The organism is Solibacillus kalamii (assembly GCF_002174535.1).
Lineage (GTDB): Bacteria > Bacillota > Bacilli > Bacillales_A > Planococcaceae > Solibacillus > Solibacillus silvestris.
The window spans coordinates 1-2,974 of the sequence record NZ_NHNT01000023.1 but is presented as its reverse complement, the minus strand read 5'-3'; the positions used below and the strand labels follow the sequence as shown (position 1 = coordinate 2,974).

Sequence of the window (2,974 nt, the reverse complement as noted above, 5' to 3'; positions counted from 1 at the left end):
AGTGATGATGGCAAAGAGGTCACACCCGTTCCCATACCGAACACGGAAGTTAAGCTCTTTAGCGCCGATGGTAGTTGGGGGCTTCCCCCTGTGAGAGTAGGACGTCGCTTCGCACAACGCAAACCCACTGAGTAATCAGTGGGTTTTTTTGTCGTTTAAATTAAATAGGAGTTTGACTTGTTCATTTTAATATTTAACATCGAGAATCGTGTGGGATATGAATTCCTTTTATAATTCGAGGTTCCGTTTATAAACTTTTCCCCACCTAGTCCTCCATATAAATCAGTCAGTGATTTCCCTGAGAGAGAAAATAAAATTATCAGCATTCGATTTTTTCTCAAATTTCACTGTAATAAGAAACCTCAGAGAATACGGGGAATAGTAGAATGGAAAATAATTTTTCTGCTGTGTAATTTATTAATTACACACATCGATTATGTTTTATTATAAAACTTATATGAATGTCATTTTCAAAGTAAAAACGCTCCCTTATGAAAGGAAGCGTTTAGATTATTCATTTTGGTAACTTATAGATTGTTCATGGTATTCGAGTAGTGCCTGGGTTAATTGTTTTGGAAACTTTTCTTCGATATAAGCTGCGATATACAGCTTCTTATCTACTTCCATTTGCGCAGAACGGAAAAGTTTCTGGAAAAGGGTCGTTTTTCTTTGTAGCGAGTACTGCTGAACTGCCTCATTTTGCAAACGGTTGAGCACAATTTGTTCGATTGCCTTTTCTCTAATTCGAATAGCAATATCCTCTTTATTGGAAGCCATTATTTCCTCGACTTTCTTTTTCAATTCGGTATTTTCCTGTTCAAGTTTTTTTGTAGCCACTTGGATCTCCGTCAATTCCTGTGAAGGTTCTGGAGGGAGGGCTTTGATCTCCTGTTTAAAGAAATCATAGTTCAAACTTAGCTGCATTTGCTGGGTCTCTTCATCTTGTTCCATTTTAAACAAGCCTGTTTTCATAATTTGCTCAAGTGCTTGGCTCATGGCATTGAGTCTGTATTCAATATTATCGGGCATTCCTACTTCTGTTGAGGAAGAAGTTCTTTTTTTGATAATATGGCCATCTTTATTAATACGTAATAGCTGCTTTAACCCTTTTACACGGTATTCGTCTTTTAACAGTAAAATCATACGCAGTTTTATAACGGCCCTAAAGTCTAAACGAATAACAGATGCTGTAGTAGGATTTGACGCTTCATCATCAAAAAGATATTCTTCAAACGGTTTAATATAGTAACGTATCTGTGCGTCAGTGACATTAAACCAGCTGGCTACTTCAGGTGTGGAATAGTATTTTTTCTCAATGAGGTTGGACAAATAAGTTTCCGATAAAAAGAATTGTTCAGTCGGTGTTTCTTTAATAACTAAATATAGCGGGTCATCTGCAAAAATTTCTTTAATACGTTTCTCTATCGAAATCGTTTGTTCCATTTTTTTTTCTCTCCTGTTCTACGGGGAATTTTTCTATTCTTTGCAGCAACTAAATTTACTTCTCTACTTTTTTCTATTCTTTACAATGCCGTTTTATACCTAATTTTAAAAAAAGAGAGACGAAAAGATGCACTTTAAGTGGATATTACATAAAAAGGTGATAATTGATGAGGTTATAATGCAAATAACAAAGCTATCTCAAGAGACACCAGATTATGAGTTGAATAAAAATTATTTATTATCACGTATACAAGATTCATTGGCAGTTTTATATTCTATAAAAAAAAGAATATAGTAAGTCGTTGTTCTATTATAATAAAATTGATGTAACTATTTTAGGTAACTATTTTATGTTTGATCCCAATACCTTTAAATTGAAAGTTATATTTGATAAAGTAAAAACGAAATATGATACTGAATTTTATAATGATGCAATCAGGCAAGCAATAGAAGGTATCGCTGAATCGATTAAAAATGGAAAAGTGATGTATATAGGAAATTTTTATTATTATCTCGGACAGTGTTATGAGCAGCTTGGATATCCAGAAGAAGAGATTAAATATCAATACAAGCGTGCAGAAATCTTTTTGGAAATATTAGAACGAGAAGTCCTTTTAACGATATTGAGGGATTTGAAGGGGTATTGGCTTGTATGAAGGTAAATTAAATAAACCATTAAGAGGTATTTCTAAACATTTTAGAAGTACCTCTTTTACTTTCACTTCTTAAAAACGTTGGGATTAGTGAGGCGAATTGATTGAACTTCCCCACAGCTTATACAAAAAGTATAAACCTTTTCAGATCCAACAAACGAAACTTTGCTTTTTCTCAATAATAAATAGTCTGTTGCTTCATCAAATTCAGAACTTCCACAATGTCTACATTTTCTCTCTTCATTGAGTGTCATATTAGTTTCCTCCTTTTTTACGTAAGTATAAATTATATACGTACCTACTGTAAAAAAGTTACAATATTGGGATGTTAATATATTTTTTATTACTTAATTTAAAGTTAGGAACATAGGAAACATTTTATGTACGATGGCTAGTCTATTGTTCTCTTTATAGGTATAGTTGTAGTATTTATACTATATAACAGCAGTATCACCACGAATCTTTAAATATATAAAATAAAAAGCAGAATACTGAAGAAAGTGATTTGCTCTACTTTCCATTACTGTACGGAGAAGTACATTATTATACTAAGACTGGCTTATTTGACGTTAGCAAAGCAAAACTTGTATATTAAATATATAAAATCAAAAAAAGTTATAATAAACTATTGCTAAGTGAATAATATCATGATATATTATTATAAGTCGCAACGACGACAACGAATATCGAAAAAACATTTTAAAATAAATGTTGACATAACATTCATAAAATGGTAAGATATAAAAGTTGTCACTTAAACGACGCAATGAACCTTGAAAACTGAACAAGCAACGTTAATGAAACAAGCTTCTTAAATGAAGCAAACAATAGATTTCAACTTCTAACGAAGTTGGATCGCTAGCAAAGCAAATGAGCTT

3 protein-coding genes and 1 rRNA gene are annotated in these 2,974 nt (G+C 32.3%); 2 read left to right on the top strand and 2 right to left on the bottom strand.

The window, feature by feature from the left end:
• A 5S ribosomal RNA gene (gene rrf, locus CBM15_RS18955) occupies window positions 1–113 on the top strand; the annotation flags it as partial.
• A gap of 397 nt (window positions 114–510) precedes the next feature.
• Here the strand turns inward: rrf and CBM15_RS18950 are convergent.
• Window positions 511–1,443 carry a DNA primase gene (locus CBM15_RS18950; RefSeq protein WP_087618672.1) on the bottom strand — a complete coding sequence of 311 codons (933 nt, stop codon included), beginning with the start codon at window positions 1,441–1,443 and terminating at the stop codon, window positions 511–513.
• Window positions 1,444–1,745: 302 nt separating this feature from the next.
• Here CBM15_RS18950 and CBM15_RS18945 point away from each other — a divergent pair, with 302 nt between their 5' ends.
• The gene (locus tag CBM15_RS18945; protein ID WP_275584092.1) at window positions 1,746–2,099 is read left to right on the top strand and encodes a hypothetical protein; all 354 of its coding nucleotides are present in this window, start codon (window positions 1,746–1,748) and stop codon (window positions 2,097–2,099) included.
• Between the two features lie 62 nt (window positions 2,100–2,161).
• Here the strand turns inward: CBM15_RS18945 and CBM15_RS18940 are convergent, their stop codons facing one another.
• Window positions 2,162–2,350: a hypothetical protein gene (locus tag CBM15_RS18940; protein ID WP_087618670.1), complete on the bottom strand. Its 189-nt coding sequence runs from the start codon at window positions 2,348–2,350 to the stop codon at window positions 2,162–2,164.
• Between the last annotated feature and the right edge of the window lie 624 nt (window positions 2,351–2,974).